The organism is Desulforhopalus sp. IMCC35007 (genome assembly GCF_005116575.1).
Lineage (GTDB): Bacteria > Desulfobacterota > Desulfobulbia > Desulfobulbales > Desulfocapsaceae > Desulforhopalus_A.
Map to the genome: position 1 here is coordinate 186,214 of NZ_SWCN01000004.1, position 25,093 is coordinate 211,306.

Annotated in this window: 21 protein-coding genes; 7 read left to right on the forward strand and 14 right to left on the reverse strand. The window is 46.3% G+C overall.

Translation table 11 applies throughout. The annotated features are described in order from the left end of the window. Positions 1-14: 14 nt before the first annotated feature. From FCL48_RS05820 to FCL48_RS05835, 4 genes are all read right to left on the reverse strand, one after another. Positions 15-1,121, reverse strand: a complete 1,107-nt coding sequence (locus FCL48_RS05820; RefSeq protein ID WP_136871315.1) for a cobalamin-independent methionine synthase II family protein — start codon at positions 1,119-1,121, stop codon at positions 15-17. 291 nt (positions 1,122-1,412) lie between these two features. Then, positions 1,413-4,142 carry a pyruvate, phosphate dikinase gene (gene ppdK, locus FCL48_RS05825; RefSeq protein WP_136871316.1) on the reverse strand — a complete coding sequence of 910 codons (2,730 nt, stop codon included), beginning with the start codon at positions 4,140-4,142 and terminating at the stop codon, positions 1,413-1,415. A 384-nt stretch (positions 4,143-4,526) separates the two neighbouring features. Beyond that, positions 4,527-5,216 carry a transglutaminase family protein gene (locus FCL48_RS05830; protein ID WP_136871317.1) on the reverse strand — a complete coding sequence of 230 codons (690 nt, stop codon included), beginning with the start codon at positions 5,214-5,216 and terminating at the stop codon, positions 4,527-4,529. A 170-nt stretch (positions 5,217-5,386) separates the two neighbouring features. Beyond that, on the reverse strand, positions 5,387-6,424 hold the full coding sequence (locus FCL48_RS05835) for a TRAP transporter substrate-binding protein (protein WP_136871318.1): 1,038 nt from the start codon (positions 6,422-6,424) through the stop codon (positions 5,387-5,389). 350 nt (positions 6,425-6,774) lie between these two features. Between FCL48_RS05835 and FCL48_RS05840 the strand changes: the two genes are divergently transcribed. From FCL48_RS05840 to FCL48_RS05860, 5 genes are all read left to right on the forward strand, one after another. Further along, positions 6,775-7,818, forward strand: coding sequence for a TRAP transporter substrate-binding protein (locus FCL48_RS05840; protein ID WP_136871319.1), 1,044 nt, complete (start codon positions 6,775-6,777; stop codon positions 7,816-7,818). A gap of 264 nt (positions 7,819-8,082) precedes the next feature. Then, positions 8,083-8,592 carry a TRAP transporter small permease gene (locus FCL48_RS05845; RefSeq protein WP_136871320.1) on the forward strand — a complete coding sequence of 170 codons (510 nt, stop codon included), beginning with the start codon at positions 8,083-8,085 and terminating at the stop codon, positions 8,590-8,592. Positions 8,593-8,595: 3 nt separating this feature from the next. Beyond that, positions 8,596-9,882, forward strand: coding sequence for a TRAP transporter large permease (locus tag FCL48_RS05850; protein ID WP_136871321.1), 1,287 nt, complete (start codon positions 8,596-8,598; stop codon positions 9,880-9,882). Between the two features lie 247 nt (positions 9,883-10,129). After that, entirely contained in the window at positions 10,130-11,260 is a 1,131-nt protein-coding gene (locus tag FCL48_RS05855; protein WP_136871322.1) for an NAD(P)-dependent oxidoreductase, read from the forward strand. Positions 11,261-11,391: 131 nt separating this feature from the next. Continuing rightward, positions 11,392-11,820 carry a universal stress protein gene (locus FCL48_RS05860; protein WP_136871323.1) on the forward strand — a complete coding sequence of 143 codons (429 nt, stop codon included), beginning with the start codon at positions 11,392-11,394 and terminating at the stop codon, positions 11,818-11,820. A 107-nt stretch (positions 11,821-11,927) separates the two neighbouring features. Here the strand turns inward: FCL48_RS05860 and FCL48_RS05865 are convergent, their stop codons facing one another. After that, positions 11,928-12,119 carry a hypothetical protein gene (locus tag FCL48_RS05865; RefSeq protein WP_136871324.1) on the reverse strand — a complete coding sequence of 64 codons (192 nt, stop codon included), beginning with the start codon at positions 12,117-12,119 and terminating at the stop codon, positions 11,928-11,930. Between the two features lie 383 nt (positions 12,120-12,502). Here FCL48_RS05865 and FCL48_RS05870 point away from each other — a divergent pair, with 383 nt between their 5' ends. After that, positions 12,503-12,916, forward strand: a complete 414-nt coding sequence (locus FCL48_RS05870; protein ID WP_256374273.1) for a gamma-glutamylcyclotransferase family protein — start codon at positions 12,503-12,505, stop codon at positions 12,914-12,916. Positions 12,917-13,275: 359 nt separating this feature from the next. On the opposite strand, the gene FCL48_RS24935 is transcribed toward FCL48_RS05870, so the two are convergent. The 6 genes from FCL48_RS24935 to iorA form a co-directional block, all read right to left on the reverse strand. Beyond that, positions 13,276-13,443: a hypothetical protein gene (locus FCL48_RS24935; protein WP_169309103.1), complete on the reverse strand. Its 168-nt coding sequence runs from the start codon at positions 13,441-13,443 to the stop codon at positions 13,276-13,278. Between the two features lie 115 nt (positions 13,444-13,558). Then, positions 13,559-14,857: a phenylacetate--CoA ligase family protein gene (locus FCL48_RS05875; protein ID WP_136871326.1), complete on the reverse strand. Its 1,299-nt coding sequence runs from the start codon at positions 14,855-14,857 to the stop codon at positions 13,559-13,561. A gap of 73 nt (positions 14,858-14,930) precedes the next feature. Then, positions 14,931-15,362, reverse strand: a complete 432-nt coding sequence (locus FCL48_RS05880) for an ACT domain-containing protein (RefSeq protein WP_136871327.1) — start codon at positions 15,360-15,362, stop codon at positions 14,931-14,933. Between the two features lie 85 nt (positions 15,363-15,447). Next, entirely contained in the window at positions 15,448-16,758 is a 1,311-nt protein-coding gene (locus FCL48_RS05885) for a phenylacetate--CoA ligase family protein (RefSeq protein ID WP_136871328.1), read from the reverse strand. A 13-nt stretch (positions 16,759-16,771) separates the two neighbouring features. Next, the gene (locus FCL48_RS05890; protein ID WP_136871329.1) at positions 16,772-17,353 is read right to left on the reverse strand and encodes an indolepyruvate oxidoreductase subunit beta; all 582 of its coding nucleotides are present in this window, start codon (positions 17,351-17,353) and stop codon (positions 16,772-16,774) included. Continuing rightward, positions 17,353-19,134 (reverse strand): indolepyruvate ferredoxin oxidoreductase subunit alpha, encoded by a 1,782-nt coding sequence (gene iorA / locus FCL48_RS05895; RefSeq protein ID WP_136871462.1) that lies wholly within the window; start codon positions 19,132-19,134, stop codon positions 17,353-17,355. Before iorA ends, FCL48_RS05890 begins: the two co-directional genes overlap by 1 nt. A 398-nt stretch (positions 19,135-19,532) precedes the next feature. Here iorA and FCL48_RS05900 point away from each other — a divergent pair, with 398 nt between their 5' ends. After that, complete coding sequence (locus FCL48_RS05900; protein ID WP_136871330.1) at positions 19,533-20,204, forward strand: CBS and ACT domain-containing protein; 672 nt, start codon at positions 19,533-19,535, stop codon at positions 20,202-20,204. Positions 20,205-20,336: 132 nt separating this feature from the next. On the opposite strand, the gene FCL48_RS25380 is transcribed toward FCL48_RS05900, so the two are convergent. The 3 genes from FCL48_RS25380 to FCL48_RS05915 all read right to left on the reverse strand — a co-directional run bounded on the left by FCL48_RS25380 (position 20,337) and on the right by FCL48_RS05915 (position 25,072). Beyond that, entirely contained in the window at positions 20,337-21,335 is a 999-nt protein-coding gene (locus FCL48_RS25380) for a rubredoxin-like domain-containing protein (RefSeq protein WP_240744760.1), read from the reverse strand. Positions 21,336-21,438: 103 nt separating this feature from the next. Next, positions 21,439-22,767 carry a response regulator gene (locus FCL48_RS05910; protein WP_136871331.1) on the reverse strand — a complete coding sequence of 443 codons (1,329 nt, stop codon included), beginning with the start codon at positions 22,765-22,767 and terminating at the stop codon, positions 21,439-21,441. A 46-nt stretch (positions 22,768-22,813) separates the two neighbouring features. Further along, complete coding sequence (locus tag FCL48_RS05915) at positions 22,814-25,072, reverse strand: nitrogen regulation protein NR(II) (protein ID WP_136871332.1); 2,259 nt, start codon at positions 25,070-25,072, stop codon at positions 22,814-22,816. Positions 25,073-25,093 lie beyond the last annotated feature (21 nt).

Below are 25,093 nucleotides of genomic sequence, written 5' to 3' on the forward strand. Positions count from 1 at the left end.
TTCATATTTTCCTGCTATAATTGTTTTTGCAATTGTTCAAAGGCCAGTCGTGTTCCCCGAACACGGGCAGAGATCTTGGCAAATGCAGTGTCACGGCTTGTGGCTACGTCATCGGAGAAAGGTGAAAAGCCGCAATCGTCTGTCGTTCCAAGTTGCTCAAGAGGAATATATTGAGCTGCCGTGAGAACACGGTCACGCACTTCTTCAACTGATTCTACTTTTTCGTTAACCACATCAATAACCCCGACAAAAATCCGCTGGCTCGGACGCAGATGCTCACTGATGAGTTTTAAAGATTTTTCCGGGTTTTCTTCGCTTGCCATCTGCATATAAAAACGGCCCGCATTAATCGTAAGCAGCATTGGAATCAGGTCTTCATAGGGGACGTCTGCGCTGTGGGTCGAATCATGATCGCCTCCAGGACAGGTATGCACCCCTATTCTCTGCCGTTCGTCTTCATTAAAATGCGAGAGAACCGCGTTGTTGAGGTCGATAAATTGCTGCAACAGTTGTTTGGTGGGATCAAGCTTTACAGCCAGACGGCCTTCGGTAAAATCAATTTGGACATTACAGGCGCCACTGTCAAAACAACTGCGGATATCGGCCACCGCCTCCCTGATAAGATCGGCAGTAAACTCTTTGCGGGAATAATCTGTCAGACCATTTTCCGGATAGAGCAGACTCATTGCAGAAGCAGAGATAACGGCTTGTTTTACCGGCCTGGTTGCAAATTTCTTTGCCCGCTGCACATATCTCCCTGCATATTGCGCATAGCGAAAGGGTCCTTTGGTCAATCGTGGTAATTGCCGACTGTGTCCGTCAACAAAAGGAATCACGACGCCATCTGAGGCAATATTATCCAATCCTTCCAAAGGATAGGTGGCAAAACTCGATTTAGCCTGCTCTCCATCACTGATGACCTCAGATCCGGAGGCCTCAAATCTTTCAATCGTCTCCTGAACGGCTTCATCAAATCTGATCTCGAGTTCTCCAGCCGTCAAATGACCATTGGTATAGGCTGCCATCGCATTTTGCAGATCAAGGGGGCGTGGTACACTGCCAACAGGTTCGGAAGGGATACCGTCGACCACACAACGGCTTTTGTTATTCTGATTACTCATTGAGTAAACTCCTTTATAATTATACGTTCATAGTAGATTGTGTATCTCGTCCAACAGGGGACGAAGATAGACTATAAGACGTTTTCTCTTTCGTTCTCTGGCATCTCCAGATTCCCCGTCATTTTTTTAAAATAACTGACTCCAGAATGAACAATGCACTTGTTGTCTTAAAAAAACTGAACGTAAATAGATGAAAAGGAGCAACAAAGAAAAAGCAGGGACAACGAGAATAACAACACGCCCACAGGAAAGAGCCACAGCTTTTTCCTATGGGCGTTTAAAAAAACTACATTACTTTCCGGCTTCTATTGCGGCTCTCGCAGCGGCCAGTCTCGCCAGAGGTACCCTGAATGGTGAACAGGATACATAGTTCAGCCCAAGCTTATGACAGAGCGCGATGGATTTGGCTTCACCACCGTGCTCTCCACAGATACCCAGTTTGATATCAGGATTGGTTTTTCTTCCCTTCTCCACTGCTATCCGCATCAATTCACCGACACCATCGTGATCAATGGTTTCAAACGGATTCTCCGGTAAAATGCCATGAACCATATACTCGATTAAAAATCCGGATTCGGCATCATCTCTTGAAATAGCATAGGTAGTCTGGGTCAGATCATTGGTACCAAAGGAGAAGAACTCAGCGTATTCAGCAAGCTGGTCCGCAGTGAGTGCTGCCCGTGGAACCTCGATCATGGTACCAAACTTATAGTTGAGTTTAATACCCTGTTCTACCATCACCTTTTTAGCTTCAGTCTCCAATAGTTCTCGCTGAAATTTCAGTTCATTAACATGGCTTGTTAGTGGAATCATTATCTCAGGTCGAACATCGCCGCCCTCTTTTGCGACAAGACATGCAGCCTCAATAATAGCCCTGACCTGCATCCGGGTCAGATCCGGAAAATGATTGCCAAGTCGCACCCCGCGCAGACCAAGCATCGGGTTGTCTTCACGGAGTACTTCAACCCGGCTCAAGACCTTCTCTTTTACTCGAACCTGTTTGAGAAGATCATCAATGGCTTCAAGATGAGGTGCATGCTGAAGCTGTATCTTAAGATCGGATAATTCCCTCGTCAGCGATACATGGTCAGGAAGAAATTCGTGCAATGGTGGGTCAATCAGGCGGATGACCACTGGCAGGCCATTCATCACCCGAAACAAACCGGTAAAATCCTCGCGCTGGAATGGCAACAGGGCTTTTATAGCCTCAGTCCTCTGCACCTCCATCTCCGCCAGAATCATCTGCTGGACAAGAGGCAACCGCTCGGCCTGCATGAACATGTGTTCCGTCCGGCAAAGGCCGATTCCTTCTGCACCATATTCTCTGGCTCGGGCTGCATCAACCGGATAATCCGAGTTGGCCCAGACACCCAGCGTACGAAATTCATCTGCCCATGATAAAAGCTTGATAAGCCACTCGTCTTTTATATCTGGTTGCTTTGTCTCAATCTTGCCTAAGAAGATTTCTCCGGTGGTACCGTCCACTGAGATATAATCGCCCTCTTTCACAATCTTACTGCCGACAGTGATCTGTCTTCTGGTCAGGTCGATATCCATATCATCAACGCCAACCACGGCAGGTTTTCCAAACTGGCGGGCCACGAGTGCCGCATGGCTGGTTCGCCCACCCCTGCTGGTAACAATTCCCTGGGAGGCAAGCATTCCATGAACATCATCGGGACGCGTCTCCGGGCGAACCATGATAACCTTTTTCCCTTCCTCTTTCCCCCATAAATGGGCGAGATCGGCATCCAGGGCAACCACTCCCACAGCAGCCCCTGGGGAAACGTTGAGTCCCTTTGCCAGTAATTTGTTGTTCAGACCGGCATCTTTTATCGCCTGACTGTCAAACTGCGGATGAAAGAAGAAATCAATGAGGTCAGGAGTCACCCGCATTAATGCCTCTTCCTTGGTAATGAGTCCCTCCTCGGCCATGTCGACCGCGATACGCACAGCAGCCTGGGAGGTTCTTTTACCATCTCGTGTCTGCAGCATCCAGAGCTTACCTTTTTCGATGGTAAACTCCACATCCTGCATATCCCGGTAATGGTTTTCCAGCAGCATTGCAACCCGCTCAAACTCTGCATGCACCGCAGGCATCTCTACTTTAAGCTCAGACAGATCCTTGGTCATACGGATACCGGCAACGACATCTTCTCCCTGAGCGTTGGTCAGGTAATCCCCTTCAATTCTCTTTTCACCGGTAGTCCCGCTTCTGGTGAGCGCAACGCCCGTACCACTGTCATCTCCCAGATTACCGTATATCATGGCGACAATGGTCACAGCGGTACCCAGATCATGGGCAATACCTGCAGCGTTTCGGTAGTCAATGGCCCGCTTACCATTCCAACTCATAAAGACGGCTTCCGTTGCCATTTGCAATTGGGCATACGGTTCCGTGGGGAATTGGTGGTGCGTATGGAACCTGAACACATTCTTAAACTCTTCCGTCACGGCCATCCAATGATCACCGGTCAGTTCAGTATCAGATTTTACACCGGCTTCCCGCTTGGTTCTGGTAATGACCTCTTCAAATTTATCGTCTGGAATATGCATAACCACACTGCCAAACATCTGGATTAGCCTTCGATACAGATCATAGGCTACCCGTGCATCACCTGTCTTTGCGATGAGGCCTTTTACGGTGTCATCATTCATGCCAATATTGAGAACCGTATCCATCATTCCGGGCATGGAAAATTTAGCCCCCGAACGACAGGAAAGCAGCAGTGGATTCTTCGGGTCCCCAAAGGTCTTACCTGTGGAAGCTTCCATAGCCTTCAGCGAAGTCGTCAGCTGTTCCCACAAGCCGTCCGGCAACCTCTCCCCTAAAGACAGGTACTCATTGCAGGCTTCGGTCGTGATAATAAAACCATCGGGTACGGGAACTCCAATGCGCACCATTTCAGCAAGGTTCGCGCCTTTACCGCCAAGTAAACTACGCACCCTATCCCAAGACCCACCAACATATTCCTCCGCCGCGTCAAGCTCATTGAAGCGATACACCCATTGTTTACTCATTTACACATCTCCTGGAACATCTTTGTTCAATAAAGTTGATTTTCATTCAAAGCAACACTGATCTGCAAAATACACAAAATGGTCCCAAAGTGAAACAATCAATTTATTTTTTTTCTCCTTTCAACAGCGGCAGTTAAGGAGCATCGCGTTGATACGCTGGTTTGTCAGAAAAATACCCTGATCAAAAAAGTCCGAGGCAGGTATACGTTGTAATTGAGATGATACATTTACACAGGCAATCAAAGAGGCTGGCTGGCCGGGGTGACATGGAATTCTTGGCCGGAATACTCTCAAAGAATCGCGGGGAGTCACTTTAGGAAGAAGAAAAAGATGATGCAAAGGTTGAAATGTAAATTGTATGGTGGATAAACGGTTACGTCGATTTCAGTTTCTTTCTGACCTGACGTCTTCTTCAAAGTTTCCCTCAATGGGGTTAAATCGTTCTGAAGTTAACTGAGGATAATGCTGTTGCCACGCCTCGATCATTTTCTTGTAGGGAAAATCTGCGAATTGACCGCGATCACGTAAATACTCCAAATGTTTCTTTCCCTTTTTATTATACTCATGAAATATCGCGTCGTTTTTTCCATCAAATTCAAGAGGTGTTACCCCGGATTTTTCACACAGTGATACATTAAAGGCTGGAGTCGCTTTTACCCATCTGTTTTCGACAAACAGCTCTGTATATGCATGAAAAATGAATTCATCCGTCTGCATATATCGTTTGAGCCGCTCTGAGTTCAGATGGTTTTTAACATCAGCAAAGCCAAGACGGCTTGGAATGTTTTCAGCACGCGCAACGGCCGCAAGAAGAATCGCCTTTGGAATACAGAATCCGTAACGTTTTTTCAGCACAGCACTTGCTTTGAAAGATTCAGGTTTCAAATCTATTCTATACGGGTCGTAATAAATATCATCCCGCACTGCGTAAAAAAGTTTGATTGCCTTTTCAATTTCTAAATGGATGTTATTGGTTACATTACGAGCGTAATCAATAATTTGAGGAGAATCACTATCGATAAAAAATGTCGGTTGCAGATACATCTCTAAACTTTCTGTCTGTATAGATGTCATCAAAAACTCCCATCTGTTCTTCTCGTCAGGAAGGATGAAGCCAACATTCTCCTGAATCTTATCCCGCCGGTAAGGCCAGAAACAACCTGAGATTCAATTTCAGGAAACACAGGCCAGGAAAAGTAATGGAGGAAGGCCGCACGCACCTCCCTCCCGATATGCAAATCTATCTACAGGGTGCTTTTGACCAGGTCGAAATATTCCTTGCCTATTTTATCTCCCCAAACCTGATAGACCTTGTCACAGTCCTTAATCATTGCAGCTTTATCTTCTTCCGGGATCGTAAAGAAAGTGACCCCGGATTCTTTGGCTGCAGCAATCTGCTCTTCCTGCTGTTGTCTCGTCAACATTCTCGCGTTTGCGCTCTCTTCTTTTACAACGCGGAGAAAAATCTCTTGCAAATCTGCGGGCAGTTTCTTCAACCACCCCTGATTAATGATGTGCACATACAACCCTTGGGCGTAATCAAGTTGGGTGTAGTATTTGGCAACAGTGAATTTCTTTGAGATATTGCAGACAATAGGAGTGTGGTCCAGTCCATCAATAACACCGGTCTGCAGGGCCTGGGGAACATCTGGCCAGGGTAGAACGGCAAACTTTAACCCCCACGCTTTATATACGTCAATGTTAACAGGGGCTTCAGCGATGCGAAAGTTTACATTTTCGGCCTGCTTGCGGTTTGCCACAGGTGTAGTTGTTGCCCAACCATAGGAACCATATCCTGTAAAATCAATAACCTGCAGACCTTTTGAAAGGGCCGCATCCCGAAATGGCCCCCAGGTCTTTTCATCTGATCGAAACTTTTCCAGTTTGTCAAAGCTATCGACAATATAGGGTAAGTTTACAATTCCAAGGGCTGGAGCAATATTGGCTGCCGCAACCGAAGAACTCATCATGCCCTGAATGGCTCCAAAATTCAGCTTATTGATAACATCTTTTTCTCCGCCAAGCTGAGATAATGGTCTGAAATCAACATAGATTCGACCACCGCTTTCCTCCCAGAGACGATCCCGGATTTTAAAGCCCACTCCCACCCCTTCGATGGCCGGATGTCCAACACAGGAGAGCAGGTAAACAAATTCTGCACCAGAAGGATCAAAGGCTGGACTCCACTCTTCTAAAGGATCATTTGCAAAGCCCGAGGAGCAACAGAGAAGGAGCAGAAGTAACGCAGTAGTGACCAAAGAAATAATTTTTGAATGAATCATTCTTTTCCTCCATAAATTTGATAAAAAAACAGATATTGAACAGATGAATATTCAAGAGGTACCAGAAATTGCAGAGAAAATCAGCATTAAATCATTCTTAACTCCTTTTAATTCCATTGTTTTTTTCAAAGCCAAACTCAACCAATTCAGCAATTCATAGCAAAAGCCTAATTCCAACAAATCAATTACCCATATTCGCTTAATTATATTAATCTTAAAACTGAAAAAACCGCATTAAATTCGACAAAAGGGTTTATCATCTCTGAAGTTTATGGTATGGAGGAGATCAACAATAACGACAGAGGTTATGCATGGCATAATCAAACCACAAAAAGACCAGAGGTATATCCATGAAGAAACTGTTCACTGCAATGCTCCTTACCGCGCTCTGCCTGCCGGGGTCACTCTCTGCCGCTGAAACGACCAAGAATCCACTGGAGGCGTGGCAACCAAAGTTTGATCCTACGGGGGCTGAGTATACGTATATCCTTTCCAATGTCTCACACCCTGTGATTGCAGGCGTTGGAGTTGGTTATGCAATACGAGACAAAGTCTGGGAAAAATCAGGGGGACGGCTGTATGTTGATTTTCGCCCACTCTCCCAGATGGGTGGAGAAAAAGATGTGATTGCCAAGCTCAAGCTCGGAGCCATCCAGGGCATGATGAGTTCATCTGTTGCGGCAGCCAATGTCTCTGATCGTCTTGGTATCGTCAACCTTCCTTACGTGGTCGATACATTTGACAAGCTCGACACCTTCAGGCACACCCCCGAGACATGGGAGCCATTTGCCAACGCAGCACAACAACAAGGGCTCGTCGTCGCTGATGTTACAGGATACGGCCCCTATGGCTGGGCGACCACAACTCCTGTAAAGACGATTTCTGACGCCCAGAAAACCAATTTTCGTATTGCCCAGGCTCCAGTAAACACAGACATTTACAAGGCCTGGAACCTTAAATTTACCGTTATGCCATGGCCCGATGTTCCCCAGGCCCTGCAGACAGGCGTTATTACCGGTCTTGATCACACTGCAATTGTCTGCAATATCACGAAAAAATTCACCATTGCCAAATATTTCACCCAACTGAATTATGCTCAAGGACTGTTCGTTCACCTGATCAACAAGCGCTGGCTTGACAAGCTGCCACAGGACCTTCAGGACGTCCTCCTTAGCGTTATCAGGGAAGAAAGTGAAAATGCACGAGCCGCCACCCGGGCCCAGTTTGACGAGGAGGTCGCAAAAGCCAAAGAAGCCGGAGTAGAATTTCTCACTCTCTCAGAGGCTGATATCGCCACACTAAAAAAGATGGCTGAACCTGTCCTGCAAACCTGGAGTGAAAGAATCGGGCCAGATTACCTGGACACCGTACGAATGACTCTTGACAAGAAATAACCCGCCCTCCAAGCGACTGCCAACAGTAAAAAAGTAGAGAAGAGGCAAGTAAACCACTTGCTTTATCTCTGCTTTTTTTGTTTTTTATTGAGCGTTGCCTTGTGGTTTGAAGGTGATCACAACATGGGCCCAATAACGATTTGCCCTTGACTATCTAAGAAAAGTGCGGGAAAAGGCGACATGTAAGAGAAAAACATCAGTAGAGGCACTTATTTAAACCTTCCACTCAACTCTCACCTTCCCCATTCAGCTTGTACGATAAATATGTTCATAAAAATATTTAAAAAAATTGACCGAACCTTTGCAAAAATTGAAGAATGGTCGCTTTTTATTACCGTCATCGTTGCCCTCTGCACTGCAATGGCAAATGTTATTTTACGTAAAGTGACAAACGATCTGAGTTTATACTGGTCTGATGAAGTCGTTCGAAAAGTTATATATTTCAGTACCTATATTGGTTGCGTGGCTGCAATACGTAACCGCTCACTGATACGCATTGATGCTTTGCCTCAAATGCTGCCGATACTGCGCCGCCCCCTGACCCTTTTTTCCCATATTGCGGTGCTGCTTTTTTCAATAGTTATGATCTACCTTGGCTCACAAATGACCTACATGATGTACATGGATAAATACGCCCGTACTGCAACTCTGCAGATTCCGGAATATTTCTTCTATGCGGTCCTTCCCATCATGGGAGTTATGATGTTTTTCCGCACGCTGATTGTCATGCGAGAAGACTGGACCGGAATCAAAGACATTACGGGGGATAAGTAGGCCATGGACAATAGTTACCTTCTTATATTTGCCCTGCTACTGGGTTGCCTTGCCACAACAGTACCAGTTTTTATGTCCCTGTTTTTCACAGGTACCGTGGGTCTTGTCTTTCTGGTTGGTATTGATCCTCAGATTGTCATTGAAGTACTCTATCGGAGCATGGACAAATTCGCCCTGGTGGTGGTTATGTTCTTTGTACTCTGCGGCAACATCATGACAACCGGCTCCATCGTTGCAAAACTGATAAAAACGGCAAACGTCATGGTCGGTTTTCTCCCGGGCGGACTTGCCATGGCAGGCGTACTTGCCTGTGGTTTTTTTGGTGCTATCTCCGGTTCAACCGTTGCAACCGTTGTTGCCATTGGCGGCTTTATGATTCCCGCCCTGATTGAAAACGGTTATGACGAGGATTTTTCCGTGGGTATTATGACAACTGCTCCTATTCTTGGCGTCATCATCCCCCCCTCAATCGCCATGATACTCTATGCAATGGTGAGCAATGACCAGCTTGAGGCCTTGTTTCTCACAGGGTTTCTTCCTGGAGTGCTCATCATGATTGCCATGAGCCTCTATGCGTACGTCGCCTGTAAAAAGATGGGTATGCAAAAGCGGCCCAAACCTGATCTTTCAGAAATCATTGCGGTTTTAAAGGAAAGTATCTGGGCCCTGATGCTGCCAGTCCTGATCTTTGGTGGCATCTACTCCGGCCTCTTTACCGCCAACGAAGCGGCGGTAGTTGCCTGTTTTTACGCTTTTTTCGTAGAGATCTTTTTACATAAGGATATGAAATTCACCGATGTAAAAAAGGTGATTATCTCCTCTGCACTCACTTCCGCCACCCTGCTTATCATTGTGGCCGGGGCTTCAGTGTTCGGCGAGTACCTGACCTTTGAGCAGATCCCCGGTAAAATTGCAGCGGTTGTTGTGGAGAATATTTCATCCCCATGGGTCTTCTTGCTGGCTGTAAATATCCTGCTGCTGTTTATCGGTATGTTCATGGATATCATCTCCGCAACCCTCATTCTCACTCCCATCTTTTTGCCGCTTCTCGGAAAATTTGGTATCGACACCATGCACTTTGGTCTGATTATGACCATTAATCTGGGCATTGGTTACTGCACACCACCCCTTGGTGTCAGCCTTTATATCTCAGGGGCAACTGTTGATCGGGACATCGTCTATGTCACCAGGGCAGTAATACCGTTTTTAGTCATCCAGGTGATCATTCTTTTTGTCCTGACCTTTATGCCAGACATCGTATTACTGTTACCACGCCTGGTTTACGGTTAAGTCACCGAAAATTGGTATCACAATAGACAATATCCCAGGCCCTGCTCAACAATTCCATTGCATCATATTGAGCGGGGCTTTATTCTACCCTCAATAACGGGGACAAGCACCTTCAGGTCATTCATTTTTCAAACCCAGGAAACAAATAGCGAATGTACTAAAATACAGATAATTTTTCAGCACAGGCGTTGACCCTGTTCTCTTTTGGGTCACACACCCCTTGATTGTTCACAAACAGGGAGGAGAGATGGCTAGGAAAAGGATTGGTGTTTTAACAGGAGGCTCAGGTCTTATTGGCGGCACTATCGTTAATTACTACAAGACCTACCATGCCGAAACGGTTGATATCCGAGCCCCAAGCAGCAAAAAACTCTCCCTGAGAGAAGAGTCCGATATTCGCAGATATCTTCTGGAAGTTCGCCCGGATTTTGTTATCAATACGGCAATGGCCAACCTCGGCTCTGATGGACAACTCTCCTATGAAGTCAACTACAAAGGCCCCGTAAATCTTGGCAGGGCAACTAGTGCTCTGAACATCCCTTTTATCCATATCAGCTCGGCTGCAGCGCTTCCTCCCGGAGTCGACCTGAAAGAAGACCAGGCCCTTCCCCTCAAGCCTTCGTTAAGTAACTACGCAAAATCAAAACTAATGACCGAAGCCACTCTGAAGTTAATGGGCCAGGAAAACAATCTTGACTACACATGCATTCGACTGGCTATCGCCTATGGTGCCCATGATCACAAAATTCAGGGCTTTCACCGATTGCTTTTCGCCGTGGCTGACGAGGCAATCCCATTACTCTTCACCAAACCAAATACCCTGCATTCCTATACGAACGCCAGAAAACTGCCCCACTTCATCCATCATATACTTGCCAACAGGCAGGAGTTTACTGGCCAGATCTACCATTTCGTAGATAAAAACCCGGTGGATCTTGCAACCCTTATTTTAACCATAAAATCTTATCTTAATCTTGATCGTCCCAGAGAAATATATGTGCCTTTCTGGGTTGCAAACTACGGGAAAAAAGTCATCGAGCTGGTCCTGGCTGCGGTTCGAAAAATGGGTATACAGGCAGCAATTCCTCCGGAGTTAATGTTTCTGGACAACCTCTACAACCCTCAGGTACTTTCTAATGAAAAGCTCAATGCCTCCTCTTTTGTCGATCCCATGCCGGAAGAGACCATCTTCACCCGTCTGCCTGAACTCGTCATTTATTATCTGTCTCGCTGGACCCATGAAAACCTGATAACAACCTTTAAAGACATTCTTGATGAACCATCGGTTGCGGATATTTTTGCCCAAGACCCGGAACGACTGCTTGAACTGGTTCATAAACAGGGTCTCCATCCTTTTAAAGACATGGGCAACCCATAACAGGCCCGCAAATATCGATTTCAGCTATCCCGTGCATTATTTAGTTGATATAATGAGGTAAGGCATCAATAGTAGAAAGGAAGCACAGAAGAGCATAAACTCCGACTGAAGAAACATCAGGAGATACAATCATGGATCCTAAAATACTTGTTCCCATTGACGACTCACCTACCTCGAAGGCTACCATTGAGTCAATTATCAAGCTCAAAGATCGTTTTTCCAAAAGCCTCACCCTGCTCTATGTCATTAATAATGATCAACTGGCCTATAGAATGATTCCTGACTTTCAGGTCGAAATGGTCAAGAAAAATGCCACGAAGGCAGGAAATCTTCTTTTAGATCGAACAAACCAAAAGCTGGCTGATGCGGGCTTTATCTGTGAACGTATTCTGGAATTCGGCGACCCACGATCAATCATTGCTCACACGGCCAACAGTCAGGGCTTTCAACTGCTGGTCATTGGACGACACGAAGGCGGTGGTGAGATACGAGACGTCCTCTTTGGATCCGTTGCAAACCACGTCCTCCATAATGTGGCTTGCCCTGTCCTGCTTTTTTAATATTTATCAGGGAGATAATGGTCCTGCTGCAATGGGATTGAAATGTGCATCATCAAAACCCGCAGTTACATCGAAGAAATGGCCCCAGAACAGCGGGTAAACGTCTCTTAGGATATATCGTCCAGCTCCCCGGCTACTTCCTCGGGGACTTTCTTTTTCCCCCTGCTCTCAAGAGGGTTAAACATAAAATATATGAATCTCCAAAAGAGATATAGTGCCAGCGTTATAAGGGGAATCAGGATATAAATAACGAGTGGAGCAAACCAGATAGAAACAATGTTATCGGTAATAAATGACATGTGAGCCTCCATATCATAGAGAGCTATCCGTGCCGGATCAATGCACGTCGTCGTACCATACCAGGGGAAAAATTCAGAGCGAAAGCTGGTTGTGCCGGGAGATCACTGTAAGGCTTTTTATTTTAGGATATCACAATTAGCATGAAGGAACAATTGATATAAACGCCTAAACCTTCCATAGGTAACAATACCTATCTCAATGTCTTATCGTATTTTTTCGCAATATCACCCTGAAACATTGTTCTTTTGTTCTCCTTAAAAGACTTCTTATTTCGAACACTTCTTTCAATCAATTGGTGTTGATATTGCCAAATAGCTACGATATGATGCAGGCAATGGAGTTATTAACATCACCTCTAAAATTCTACTTTTTTCCAATGACAATGAGCAACTTATTCACATATGGTTCACTGATGTGTGCTGATATCATGTATCAGGTTTCAGGCCAGCAGCCGATCCACCAGGCCGCCTATCTCGACGATTATTTCTGTTCACAAATGCACGATGAAACCTATCCCGGCATAGCGCCATCAGACGGGAACAGAGTAAAGGGGGTGCTCTATTTAAATCTGGATCATTTAGCTCTGAGCCGGTTAGACTCATTTGAAGGAGAATATTACGAACGTAAAGAAGTCAGCGTGTTGACGGAATCCTGCGGCCAGGTCCTGGCCATGGCCTACATTATCAAGCCGCAATTCAGGCATTTAATGACGGGGACGCCATGGAACTACGAACAATTTCTCCATACCGGCAAAAGACAATTCGAAATGAATTATCTAGGCTTTACCAGAATATAGCAGCCACAAGCCCCCAATCATGGTCAGATTTTTAAAAATCATAGGGAAAATATCCCTGTAGTTGATGACGATATTATGCTCTGCAACAAACTGGAAGACAGCCACCTGTTGATATCGTTTTACTCGATGTTGAACTTCCCGGTGGCAATGAGGTTGTTACAAACATGCCTCCGTTTTTTGAAGGAGCACAACCCGGAGGCTATTACAGAATGTGCGGATAGCCAAACAATCGCTACAATGATCGTGCCGTTATCTACCCTGCCGGCGAATATCGTCACACTTAAAAAATGGACCCGGTAAAGGATGTTTTGCATGGCTCAAATGGCTTAAGAGTGACTGGTTTCAGCTGGTGGCGTCTGCTAAAAACGGTAGGGTGGCAGGCAACTATCTTTTTTCAGGACTGACTTCCGGCTTGAAGGTTGATGGTGGCTTAAGTTGTCAGGGCAATACTTGCAGGTACCTTCGTCAGGCTTGATGTGGCCCATCCCGATGAAGGCACCACGGGCCTGGGTTATGTTCGGGGCCACGCATTGTAACACCCTTCCTCATTACTGGCTGTAGTCTGTAAAACGAAAAAGCCCCAACCCCAGCTTATGAAGACATCCGGGGAATGGGGCCTAGCATCACGCTTTAGAGATGCTTTTACAATTTTCGTTTGTCTATAACCCGGGCACCTTTGCCGTTAAAACGTTCAAGTGTTCTCTCTTCAACAAGCTGAATATTCACTCCTATGCCAAGCTCAGACGCCATTCTCTTTCTTATGGAATCGACAAAAGCTCGCTGCTTTCTCATTTCATCGAAGAAAATGGACTCGACAACCTCCACCATAACAGTCAGCTTATCCTCATTGTTTTCCCGCTCAACGATAAGTCTATAGTGCGGCTCCGTTCCTTCAATCTCAAAGAGCACCGCCTCTATCTGGGTAGGAAAGACATTGACCCCTTTGATGATCAACATATCGTCTGAACGGCCCATCATTCGTGAAACTCTTGTGAAGGTACGACCGCAGGGACAAGGCTCCGGCAAACGCCTGGTGAGATCGCGGGTGCGGTATCTGATCACCGGAAACGCTTCCTTGGTAAGGGTGGTAATCACCAGTTCCCCGACCTCCCCCGGTTTTACCGGTTCCAGCGTATCGGGGTCGAGTATTTCAATCAGAAAATGATCTTCATTGACATGCAGACCGTTACACTCACCACATTCACCGGCCACTCCCGGTCCCATAACCTCAGACAGGCCATAGTTATCCGTTGCACGTATACCAAGACGTTCATTGATCTCCTGACGCATGGCCTCGGACCAGGGCTCGGCCCCAAAAAGGCCATAGCGTAACGATAGCCCATTGGGATTAATCCCCATATCCATCATCACATCGGCCATTTTAAGGGCATAGGACGGGGTGCAGACCAAAGCAGTTGTTTTGAAATCCTGCATAATCTGTATCTGCCGCTTGGTATTACCGGCGGAAATTGGAATCACCGAGGCTCCCAGTCTCTCCGCACCATAGTGGAGGCCGAAACCTCCAGTAAAGAGCCCGTAGCCAAAGGCGATTTGGATGACATCATCGGGTGTGACTCCCGCACCACAGAGAATGCGCGCCACCAGATTGGACCAGAGAATAATATCCTTTCTGCTGTAACCAACAACTGTTGCCATTCCGGTGGTACCTGACGAGGAATGGACCCGAACCACATCTCGCAGGGGTACTGCAAAAAGTCCGTAAGGATAATTATCCCTCAAGTCCTGTTTGAGGGTAAAAGGATAATCCCTGATCCCATCCAGCGAGTTAAGTTTGTCTGGGTTGAGATGTAACTCGTTAAACTTATTCCTGTAAAACGGTACATTCGTTGCGACTCTTTTCAGGGTTGTCTGCAATCGTTCCAGCTGTAAGGCCTGCAAGTCAGACCGGGACATACACTCTTGTTCTTTTTGCCAATACATACCATCTCAATGTTCAGAATATTATGGTCAGTCAACCGGTTATACTATAGCGCCAAAGAAATCTGAGTCTTTTTTACAAAGCGCAGATCTGCTCCCGTGTGAGGATTGTAAAACCATCTTTCTGCAGGGTCTCAATGGCTTCATCCATTTTTTCAAAACGGAAAATCAACACTGCATTCTCCCCCGTTTTATTGACAAAAGCATACATATACTCAACATTGATACTGGCATTTTTAATACTTTTCAACACCTTGGCAAGGCCACCGGTTTTGTCATCAACTTCAACAGCAATCACACTGGTCTTACCGACAGTAAAACCATTATCCTTCAATACTTCTTTGGCTTTCTCCACCTTATCAACAATGAGGCGAAGGATGCCAAAATCAGCAGTATCTGCTACTGAAAGTGCGCGAATATTAATGTTGTTTTCCGCAAGAACAGCTGTAATTTCTGCAAGTCTTCCTGATTTGTTTTCCAAGAATACGGCTATTTGTTCTACGAGCATAATGTTCTCCTTTTCTTTGTACCCTAGAAAATCATCTGCAATCGGTGATTTGCTTAAATAATTGAATGATTTTGTTCAAGCGGGATTAGATTTTTCGATTGTCAATTACCCGCTGCGCTTTTCCTTCACTACGCTGGATAGTCTTAGGTTCTACAAGCTTCACCTTGCAGGTAACGCCAAGGAGGTCTTTGATTTCCTTCTGGATATACTTACTTAAATTTTCCAGTATCCGGATCTCATCGGAAAAAACGCCCTCACTCACCTCCACCTGTACCTGCATTGTATCGAGGTTTCCTTCCCGATCAACAACAATCTGATAATGGGGCTCAACCCCATCAATACCCATGAGCACATTTTCAACCTGGGAAGGAAAGACATTCACCCCGCGAATAATCAGCATGTCATCGGTGCGCCCTGTCACTTTCTCCATCCTCACAAGGGTTCTGCCGCATTCACACTGGTCGTAGATCAGACGGGAGATATCTTTTGTGCGGTAGCGAATAATCGGAAAGGCCTCTTTTGTAAGCGTGGTAAAAACCAGCTCGCCTTTTTCCCCTGGTGGCAAGACTTCTCCGGTATCAGGATCGATAATTTCGGGGAGGAAATGATCTTCAAAGATATGCATTCCGCGGTCTGTAAGCAGACATTCCTGGGCAACACCCGGCCCCATGACCTCGGAAAGACCGTAGATATCGGTGGCTTTGAGGTTTAATTTACGTTCCACCTCTTCGCGCATGTTCTCACTCCAGGGCTCGGCTCCAAAGATACCGACCCGCAGTGAGAGGGATTTGGGATCAACATTCATCGAATCCATTGCGTCGGCAAGGTTCAACGCATAGGACGGAGTAGAAAGCAGTACAGTAGAGCCAAAATCCTTCATGATGGTGATCTGCCGCTTGGAGTTGCCACCCGATACAGGGATAGCTGTTGCTCCGAGACGCTCAATCCCGTAATGGGCGCCTAAGCCACCTGTGAAAAGACCATAGCCGTAGGCATTATGAATCATGTCCCCTTTTGTGGCTCCCGCACAACACAGAGCCCGGGCCATGACATTGGACCAGGTCGTAATGTCTTTTGCCGTATAGCCAACAACAGTTGGTTTACCTGTCGTCCCTGAAGAGGCATGGACCCGAACCACTTCATCGAGAGGAACCGTAAACAGCCCAAAGGGATAGTTGTCCCGCAAATCATCTTTTACCGTGAATGGTAATTTTGAGAGATCTGCCAGACTTTTAATGTCTTCAGGCCTGACCCCGGCCTCATCCATTTTCCGTTTATAGGGCTTAACGGTTTTATACACCCGTGCAACCAGATGCTGTAATCGTCTTAACTGAATAGACTCAAGACCTACTCGAGGCAGGGTCTCAATTTCCTCTTCCCAATACGTAACAGTCATATCATCCTCTTGATTATTCGCTGACCTTTCTTCCTGCGGCGAAGGCTTTCAGATTTACATCAATATATTTTTCCGGAACATGGTGACGTATAATGTCTTCAAAATTGGCGACATCTACGGGCAAGAAGGCAGACAGCGCCCCAACCATAACCACATTGGCTGTGCGGACTTCACCCACTTCACGGGCGATATCAAAGGCATCCACCGGAACCACCACAATTTCTCTTTCACGTAAATGATCGAGGACGTCTTCAGGATACTCGGCCTGGCCGGTTGCAACTGCGGGAGGAAGAATTTTCTGAGTATTGACCACAACCTTGCTGCCCTTATGCAGATAGGGAAGGTAGCGAACCGCTTCCATCATCTCAAAGGCCACCTGGATGTCGGCACCGCCTGGTTCGATCAAGGGAGAATAGACTTTTTTCCCATACCGCAACTGGGCCGTCACCGAACCTCCCCGTTGAGCCATCCCGTGTACTTCACTTTTTTTTGCATCGTATCCCGCTGCTAAAAGGCTGTATACGGTCAACTCACTGGCGAGTAAAATGCCCTGTCCACCAACCCCTGAAAAGAGGATGTTTCCTGTATCTTTCATTATTTTCCCTCTCCTCTGGTTATGGCATCAAATTTACAAAGAGATGCACACTGCCCGCAATCGTTGCAGAGGACTTCATCTATCTTGGAAATGCCTTTCTGCGTTTTTCTATAGCCACGTTTCTCCGCTTCGCCTTCAGCAAAGGTCGTCCAACTGATCGCAGGACAGCCGAGACGAATGCAGGACATACAGCCCACACAGTTTTCCTGATTCGTAAAATAGGAAACAGGCTTTCTTTCTTTCATTTCCGGCAACAGCACACAAGGCGCCTCGGAAATTACAACTGAAGGTTCATCAAGGTCTACAGCTTCTTTGAGAACCCTGCGGGTCTCGACCACATCATGGGGGTTGACCTTAAACACATGCTTTACCCCAACAGCGCGGCAAAGAGCCTCAAGATCAATGGAACTGGCGGCCTCACCCTTAATGGAATAACCACTTGCAGGGTTATGCTGCTGGCCGGTCATTGCCGTTATACGGTTATCAAGAATGATAAGCGTTGAGGCGGAATCGTTATACACTGTATTAATCAGACCGGTTATCCCCGAATGAATAAAGGTGGAATCACCGATAACAGAAACAACCTTGTCATGCCCCCCATCTCCAAGCGCCTTGGCCATTCCGTGTGCAATGGAAACGGAAGCTCCCATACAGACACAGGAATCAATCGCAGAAAGAGGTGGTAGAAAACCAAGGGTATAGCAGCCGATGTCTCCGGAAACGAAGACTTTCATCCTTGAAAGGTTAAAGAAGATTCCTCGGTGGGGACAGCCCGCACACATATTGGGTGGTCTGTTGGGCAATTCAACAGGTGCAAACAGGTCAGACTTCGAGGCAGGGTCGATAGCATGCCGTACGATGGCGGTATTCAACTCACCCTGGTTGGGGATGAGGTCCTTGCCATGACAATTGATTCCCATGGCCTTGATATGGGTTTCAAGAAAAGGGTCGAGTTCTTCCACAATATAAAGTTCATCTACCATCCCGGCAAACTGGCGAATCTTGTTTTCGGGAAGCGGCCAGCACATACCAAGTTTTAAAACAGCTGCTTCAGGAAAAGCTTCTTTTACATAGAGATAGGAAACCCCTGAGGTAATAAAACCTCTTTTGCTATCACCCTCTTCAATCCTGTTAAATGGTGTGGTCTCGGCGAGGCTGCGACACTGAGCCATGCGCTCTTCAACCACCTCCCGGCGTTTACGGGCTATGGCTGGTAACATCACGAGTTTTCCGGGCTGTTTTTTCAGCTCTTCAACAGGTTTTACCGATCTGGGTTCACCCTTTTCTACGACACCTTTAACATGGGAAACCCGGGTGGTTATCCGGAGCATGATCGGGGTGTCAAGCTGCTCGCTCAGTTCAAAACCGGCAATGACCATTTCTTTTGCTTCACTCGGGTCAGAGGGCTCAAGCATCGGAACTTTCGCAGCAAAGGCATAATTTCTATTATCCTGTTCATTCTGTGAGGAGTGCATCTCAGGGTCATCGGCACTCACCAGTACCAGGCCGCCATTGACACCTGTATAGGATGCTGTGAACAGTGGATCAGCAGCCACATTAACCCCGACATGTTTCATGGTCGCAAGTGCGCGACCACCGGCAAAGCTTGCGCCAATGGCTACTTCCAGGCCAACTTTTTCATTTGGTGCCCACTCGGTGTATACCCCTTCATATCTGGAGAGGTTTTCCATTATTTCTGTTGATGGAGTTCCAGGATACCCCGATGCAACCGCCACTCCAGCCTCATAGGCTCCAAGGGCTATTGCTTCATTTCCTGACATCCAGAGTACATTTTCACTTTTGTTAGTCACAATCTCTCCCGAATAATAGAAATCAGATCTGATGTTTTGATGGTATTTCAAATGATAATTGCCAGCCAGGGTTAAGGACCTGCGCCAATTTTCCTCGATTAACGAACAAAGCAAATTACTCTGAAACTAAGTCAACAGGCAAGTTATTTTTCGTTTCACCTGCAAGCCCGATCTTTTCCCTGGCATCTCAGCCCATTCTGCGGTAATTGCAGCAAAGAAAAGGAAGGATGCCAATTGAATAAATGCTTTACTTTGACAACTTTTCTAGCAACTGTATAGTTATTAAAAATATGAAAACGCACAGTTTTTTATGATATAATATAAACAGGAAATCTGTTTACAATCTTTTATCCGACAGGAGGAAAGCCATGTATATAGGCCGGATCATGCACACAGACCTCATCACCGTAGCGCCAGAGACTACACTTGTTGAGGCAAAGGCAATCATTGAAGAAAAGTCCATTGATCATCTTCTGGTGGTCAATAAGAACAAAAAGCTGGTGGGCCTGGTTTCAGACCGGGACCTGAAACAGTACTGGGCATCCCCTGCGACTTCTCTTTCAACCCATGAACTCAATTATCTCCTGGAAAAAGTCGTGGTCTCAATGATCATGGTCAAAACCGTGGTGACTGTACCCACATCCACCACAATCGAGAGGGCCGCCCTCATTATGCAGCAGCACCGCATCAGCTCACTGCCTGTGATGGAAAATGATGAACTGGTAGGAATTATCACCAGTACCGATGTCATGGGAGTTCTCCTTGATGCCATAGGCATCAGTGATAATTCCATTCGACTGGGTGTTTTCGTCAAAGACACCATTGGTAAACTGGCGGAACTTACAGCGACACTGAAAAATGCAGATGTCAACATCCAGAGTCTTTTCTGCTGGCCCGAAAAAAATCATCCCGGTATCACCCAGATGGTTCTCCGGGTTGCCTCACAGGACGGTTCAAAAGCAATTTCAGCGTTGACAGATCAGGGCTTTAAGGTCAAACATCAATACGAAAAAGACATAACGCCTTTCCTGCCGGCATGACGACGACTTAAGGATAAACTTAAATACTTTTTCTAAAACACAAAAGGGCCGATCTTCCTTCAGAAGACCGGCCCTATTTTGCTTTGCGCTCTGTGGTTTATGTTTTCGGTTTTGTTGGTTATCTGATGGAGACTAACTCCGGCTGGCAAAGACCAGCTTGCCACCTAAATGTCCAGCAATTCCTGCCGCCGCAAGGGCAATGGCTGCAACAGCAAAATAAATCAATTGGGAAGGAGAACCCTCAGTGGCCACGCCTGGATCAATAATACGCCAGAAAACCAGAACATTGACCGAACCAAGAACTATCAGGCTACATACAATTTTCGTGATAAAAATTGCCGACTTTATCCCTCTATAGCGTTTTTGCCATTCAACATAACCTGTTCCAATCACAGCCGGTAACATGATCAAAACCGCAATTGCATTAAAAAAAGCCGCAGCTTCCAGAGCCGCTATTTTTAAATACATCGAAAGTCCGAGAAAAATTACCAATACAGGCAGGATTCCATTGGGAAAATGGGTGTGAATTGGGTGGAGATGGAATTTAAGAATAAGGTTTGAGATCATATCAAAGAAGGTTGAAGTGGGAGCGGTCTGGCCTGAAGCAGCCGCAGGAGAGCCAGATGCTGAAACGGCAGGGTCATCATCTCCGCCAATCACCTCACCTTCTGCATCAATTTCTACAAAAAGGCTTTTGTCCGCTCCACACAATGGGCATTTATCCGGTGCTTGATCTCCCTGGTGCACATAGCCACAAACCGTACAACGCCAGCGTCTGTCACTTTGTACATGGGCGTCCTCGTCTGGCTCTGTCCCCTGCTGAACCTCTGGAGATGGCACAACCTCCTCAAACTGATCTGCAGTGGCATCACAAACAGGACATTTTTCCGGTGGCTGAGGCCCCGTATGGAGATAACCGGAAACAGAACAACGCCATTGCTTATCGGGAGCCTGGTCCTCTGTAACTGCAGCCTCAGGCTGGTCGGACGCCTGTTCTTCATGGTCTGTGGCGGCAAGATCATCCTTTTTTTCAATAAACATTTTTTGAGGGGCTTCACAGATCGGACATTTTTCAGGAGGCTGTCCTTCTTTATGCACATAACCACATACCCCACACTCCCATTCACTCATCTCTGTATCCTCTTACGTTCAATTTATAATAGTTTAGCAACACATCACTTCTTTTTAAAAAATCCTGACAAGAAGATCAAGAGGATAAAACATCACCAGCAAATCAGCTTTGGGGCAGAGTAATAACAAAAGTCGTCCCAACATTTTCCTGGGTTTCAAAAGATATCGTGCCATTATGCTTGCTGGTTATCACCGAGTGGACAATGGCCAGGCCCTGCCCTGTTCCTTTGCCCACTTTTTTTGTGGTGAAAAAGGGATCAAAAATGCGATGTTGTGCGTATTTTGGAATTCCAGAACCGCTATCTTCGATACGTATCTCGGCATATTTGTCACACTGCCGTGTAGAGACAAGGATCTGCCCCTTTTCATGTACAGGATTTTCTCCAAGCTTTGACTCAATTGCATGGGCTGCATTAACAACCATGTTAAGAATGACCTGACCTATCTCATCGGAGAGACATTTCACCGGACGTAAATTCGAATCAAGGCTGGTCGTTAAATCCGCCACATACTTCCACTCATTTCTGGCAACAGTGATGGTCGTTTGAATAATTTTATTGAGATCAGTATCAGCTTTTGACCTTGTTCCAGGATGTGAGAACTCCTTCATTGCGGTGACAATAGTGGCGATGCGCTGAATTCCATCCCGACTCTGTTTTATAGCCAGAGGAATTTCCTCCATCAGATATTCCCAGTCAAGTGCTTCCGCGAGGTCATCAAGTTCCTGTATATGTTCCGGCTTAACTTCACCGCTCGAGGTCAGCCTTTGCACCTCCTTACATTTTTTAAAAAACTCAACCAGGTCATGAAAGGATTCGGCTAAAAAGTCAACATTGGAACTGACAAACTGGGTTGGCGTATTAATCTCATGGGCAATACCTGCCGCGAGCTGCCCGACGGATTCAAGTTTCTGCGCTTGAAGAAGCTGGGCCTCGGCGAGCTTTCGCTGTTTGACCATCTCCACAAGTTCATTATTTTTCTCAGAGATTTCCTTGGTCCTCTTTTCAACAAGCCATTCCAGGTCCTCCCGGTACATATCATGGGCCCGTTGAAGGGCTGTATGGGACAGAGCTAGTTCAATGGAATGCTTGAGAAGTCCCATATCCTGGATGGGCTTTTGAATATAGTCTCCTGCACCATGCTGTAAGGCTTCAATGACATTGCCCATGGTACCTTCACCGGAGATGATGATGACAGGCAGATTTGGCTGTTGTTCTTTCACTATCTTTAACAGCTGAAGGCCCCCCATCTCTGGCATACGCAAATCGGTTATTATCAGATCAACCTGGGTTTCCTGCATCACTTCGAGAGCCTCGACACCATTGCATGCCTTGCAGACATCATACCCCTCTGCTTTGAGATAGGCTGTCATCGACGTGCGAGTAAAAGTATCATCTTCTACAATCAACAATGTGGCCTTAGATACACCCATGAGACATCATCCTTTTTTCTAGTAAAATAAGCGGAGTGTAAATTGTTCAACACATAACTTTTGCACTCGTATCAGCCGGGATCTCGACCAGAAATCTTGCCCCTGCTTTACAATCCAGATCCAGCCACATGTCGCCCTGGTGTGTTCCCTTTACAATGGTGTAGGCGATGGACAAACCAAGACCGGTACCTTCTCCAGGCTCCTTGGTTGTGAAAAATGGATCAAAGACATGTTTGGCGGTTTCACGCTGAACCCCAGGCCCATTGTCCTCGATTTCTATGCGAACCATATTCTTTCTAAGACCTGTACGAATCAGAACTCTTGGATTTTTTGTGCCAGCCTTGCCCATCGCATGAACCGCATTTTTTATAATATTAAAAAACACCTGCTCCATCTCCACAGCGACACAATAAACAGAGGGTAATTTGGCATCATGCTCCGTATCAAAAATCACATTGATAACATTATATTTTTTCTTTAAATCATAATCTGACTGGACTAAATTGATGACTTGCTCGAAAAGACGCTGCACACACACAACCTCCCATTCCCCTTTTCCCGGACGACTAAACTCCAGCAGGTTTTTTATGATCTCACTTGCAGCCAGCGCCGAGGTTCTTATACCGTTTATAAAATAATCTAATTCCTGATGTTTTGAGTATTCTTCAAACTTCCAAAGATCAACACCGAATTCCTGCGCTACTTTCAGACTCCCTTCATTGCCAGGATCGAGAAACATTCCGATGAGTTGCGCTGACTGCATAATGCCACTTAAGGGGGTGTTGATCTCATGGGCTATTCCTGCCGCAAGACCTGCTATCGTTGACAATTTTTCAGACTGAAGGATCAGTTCCTGAATTTTATTCTGCGCGGTCACATCAACAAAAATACAATGGGTTTGCTGGATTACCCCGGCCTGATCTCTGGACAGGGTTGCATCAAGTTGAATCTGAATTACTGTCGAATCGCTTTTCACTGCTTCAAGCTCAATTGACGACACCTCAGCACTGGTCGGCAGCCTGTTTTGAAATACACTGTATGGCTGCACATGGTCTTGAACCAGAAAGTGTTCAAAGAATTGTCCCAAGACCTCTTCTTTCCTGTAGCCGAGGATAGCCAGCCAGGCGTTATTCACTTCAAGGATACGCCCGCTCCCATCGAGGCAATGGTAGGGCAAGGGCGCATTCTCATAGAGAACCCGAAAATAATGTTCCGATTTCTCCAGGTATTTTTCAATCTGTTCTTTATGTACTATTTCCGCACGTAGCTCGTCATGGAGAAAGGCGTTATCTAAGATAAGACGAATCAGGCCTTTAAAAGGTAATATCTCATGTATACAGACACTCATATCTCCCGTGTGTGGTCTTCCAGCCACCCGTATTACCGCCCTTTTTGCCTCATCAACTCGAACCAGAAGATAGAACCCTTCTGCGGACAGAGTTTCGCAGACCCCGGCATCCGAAAAACTGTCAAGAGACACGGGGGCAGGATCTTCCTCAAAGCGAAATTCTGTGACAGTGTTAGAAATAATTTCGACTGCTACATTTTCCAGGACCATAAACATGCGGAAAAGCTCAACCAGCTGCCTGACTGCGGCCTGCCTGGATGTCCCCGGCTTAAAGCCGTCTAAAACCCTCAAAAGCATTGACGATTGGGAGGACAGGAGATGTGGACTGGATTGGCCTGATTTGAAGGGTTGTTTGAGCACCTGCCGCAATCTGGTGTTGGACATCTTCTGGCGCCATTGATTTACAACAGATGAGAGGTGCAGAACAAAAATATCGCAACCAACCTCAATGCGTTCCCCCTTCATCCCTGTGTAGGACAGGAGTTCAGTAAAGGTGCTATTGCCGCCTGCATCCACCAGAGTATCAAGAAAGACAATAGTGTTCGCAGACTCACTGGTGAAATCCTGGTATTGAGATCGGCTATAACCAAGGAGGTTACCGCTCTTCCGCCACTCTCTCAGCCCACCACTTGAAACCGGATATTTCCGTTCACGCAACAACTGTTTTAACTGGGAGCTACTACAGATGTATGAGAAGCAATTCTCCTGGATCCTGAAACTCAGGCCGTCCCTGCTGCTCAGCCCCTGTAAACATGTCCCTCCCAAAACCACAGCTTCACCATGTGAGGGTGCGATAGCATCTATTTCTTCAACACTCAGCAAAGGCCTTCCACAACGTGCAGAAAAAGAGTTCAGTACAACGTCAGTCCAGCCCTGTTCTACCAGAACCGCTGCGGCTTCTCGGTAAAAATTCTCACAGACGACAACGGTTAATCGATCTGAAATCCATTCTCTCATGAATGCAAAACCCTGGTCACA

Excerpts from the sequence above, each read along its gene's own strand:
- FCL48_RS05820 (WP_136871315.1), bottom strand. The coding sequence starts at position 1,121 with ATGAGTAATCAGAATAACAAAAGCCGTTGTGTGGTCGACGGTATCCCT.
- ppdK (WP_136871316.1), bottom strand. The coding sequence starts at position 4,142 with ATGAGTAAACAATGGGTGTATCGCTTCAATGAGCTTGACGCGGCGGAG.
- FCL48_RS05830 (WP_136871317.1), bottom strand. The coding sequence starts at position 5,216 with ATGACATCTATACAGACAGAAAGTTTAGAGATGTATCTGCAACCGACA.
- FCL48_RS05835 (WP_136871318.1), bottom strand. The coding sequence starts at position 6,424 with ATGATTCATTCAAAAATTATTTCTTTGGTCACTACTGCGTTACTTCTG.
- FCL48_RS05840 (WP_136871319.1), top strand. The coding sequence starts at position 6,775 with ATGAAGAAACTGTTCACTGCAATGCTCCTTACCGCGCTCTGCCTGCCG.
- FCL48_RS05845 (WP_136871320.1), top strand. The coding sequence starts at position 8,083 with ATGTTCATAAAAATATTTAAAAAAATTGACCGAACCTTTGCAAAAATT.
- FCL48_RS05850 (WP_136871321.1), top strand. The coding sequence starts at position 8,596 with ATGGACAATAGTTACCTTCTTATATTTGCCCTGCTACTGGGTTGCCTT.
- FCL48_RS05855 (WP_136871322.1), top strand. The coding sequence starts at position 10,130 with ATGGCTAGGAAAAGGATTGGTGTTTTAACAGGAGGCTCAGGTCTTATT.
- FCL48_RS05860 (WP_136871323.1), top strand. The coding sequence starts at position 11,392 with ATGGATCCTAAAATACTTGTTCCCATTGACGACTCACCTACCTCGAAG.
- FCL48_RS05865 (WP_136871324.1), bottom strand. The coding sequence starts at position 12,119 with ATGTCATTTATTACCGATAACATTGTTTCTATCTGGTTTGCTCCACTC.
- FCL48_RS05870 (WP_256374273.1), top strand. The coding sequence starts at position 12,503 with ATGAGCAACTTATTCACATATGGTTCACTGATGTGTGCTGATATCATG.
- FCL48_RS05875 (WP_136871326.1), bottom strand. The coding sequence starts at position 14,857 with ATGTATTGGCAAAAAGAACAAGAGTGTATGTCCCGGTCTGACTTGCAG.
- FCL48_RS05880 (WP_136871327.1), bottom strand. The coding sequence starts at position 15,362 with ATGCTCGTAGAACAAATAGCCGTATTCTTGGAAAACAAATCAGGAAGA.
- FCL48_RS05885 (WP_136871328.1), bottom strand. The coding sequence starts at position 16,758 with ATGACTGTTACGTATTGGGAAGAGGAAATTGAGACCCTGCCTCGAGTA.
- FCL48_RS05890 (WP_136871329.1), bottom strand. The coding sequence starts at position 17,353 with ATGAAAGATACAGGAAACATCCTCTTTTCAGGGGTTGGTGGACAGGGC.
- iorA (WP_136871462.1), bottom strand. The coding sequence starts at position 19,134 with ATGTCAGGAAATGAAGCAATAGCCCTTGGAGCCTATGAGGCTGGAGTG.
- FCL48_RS05900 (WP_136871330.1), top strand. The coding sequence starts at position 19,533 with ATGTATATAGGCCGGATCATGCACACAGACCTCATCACCGTAGCGCCA.
- FCL48_RS25380 (WP_240744760.1), bottom strand. The coding sequence starts at position 21,335 with ATGAGTGAATGGGAGTGTGGGGTATGTGGTTATGTGCATAAAGAAGGA.
- FCL48_RS05910 (WP_136871331.1), bottom strand. The coding sequence starts at position 22,767 with ATGGGTGTATCTAAGGCCACATTGTTGATTGTAGAAGATGATACTTTT.
- FCL48_RS05915 (WP_136871332.1), bottom strand. The coding sequence starts at position 25,072 with ATGAGAGAATGGATTTCAGATCGATTAACCGTTGTCGTCTGTGAGAAT.